Source organism: Arthrobacter sp. SAFR-044, assembly GCF_051965175.1.
Lineage (GTDB): Bacteria > Actinomycetota > Actinomycetes > Actinomycetales > Micrococcaceae > Arthrobacter.
The window spans coordinates 1-987 of the sequence record NZ_JBQCMK010000037.1; the positions used below are offsets into that span (position 1 = coordinate 1).

Sequence of the window (987 nt, forward strand, 5' to 3'; positions counted from 1 at the left end):
CGTTCGGTCCTGCCGGCCTTGTTGACGACTACGCCCAGGAACGAGGTATTAATTGCATTCAGGGTCGCGACGGCTTGGGTAACATCTTCCTGTGTTGTCCGGCCGTCAGCACTGACGACAAGAACCACTCCACTGGTTTTGGCCGCGATGATCGCCGGATCCGCGACGGGCAACAATGGCGGCGTATCGATCAACACGACGGCGTAGTCCGTCTCAGCACGCTCGATGAGTTTCTCCATCGTGGGCGAGCCCAGAAGCTTGCTCGGATTTGGCACCGGGCCTCCGGAAGGGAGGACGTGGAACGCTTCCGCATGGCCAGATTCTTGGACGGCATCGGCCAGTGCCACGCTATCCGACAGTACATCTGAGAGCCCAACAGAACCATCGATCCCAAGGATGTTTGCAATCTGCGGACATCGCAAATCAGCATCAATCAACAGTACGCGAGTACCACTTTCGGCAAACATGATCGCCAGGTTCACCGCGATCGAAGTCTTACCCTCCCCCGCTATCGAGGACGACACAACTACCGTCTGCGAGCCCCCAGCGGTGTTGGTGAAGCGTAACTGGGTCCGCAGCTGGCGAAGGCTTTCTGCCCTAGAGCTAAAAGCATCTCTTTGAACGACCTCGAGTTGATGTTCCACGCTTGGGTCAAAGGCAACAGCACCGAGAATCCTCGCCCCAACAACTGGCTCAACATCGGCTTGGCCTCGAATTCCCCTATCCAGCGCTTGGCGAAAAAATACATAGCCGAACCCGACAAGGAGTCCTAGCAGCCCCCCGAGGGCAAGATTGGCGGGCAGGACCGGCGAAGATGGGAAACTCGGGGCCGAAGCTTCCTCGAAAACACTCAGGCGCACAAGGCCCACGTCCTCGACCCCGTCCACAGCCGAGATCAGCTGCTTAGCGGACAAATTTGCAATCTTCGCAGCTTGATTCGGGTCCGGGTCGGTCGCCGTCAGGATAATGATGACAGTCTCCTCAGGC

At 58.0% G+C, this 987-nt stretch carries 1 protein-coding gene; it reads right to left on the reverse strand.

The annotated features are described in order from the left end of the window. Positions 1-987: polysaccharide biosynthesis tyrosine autokinase (locus ACTHQS_RS21030; protein WP_440172741.1), on the reverse strand; the 987-nt coding region annotated here is incomplete at both ends.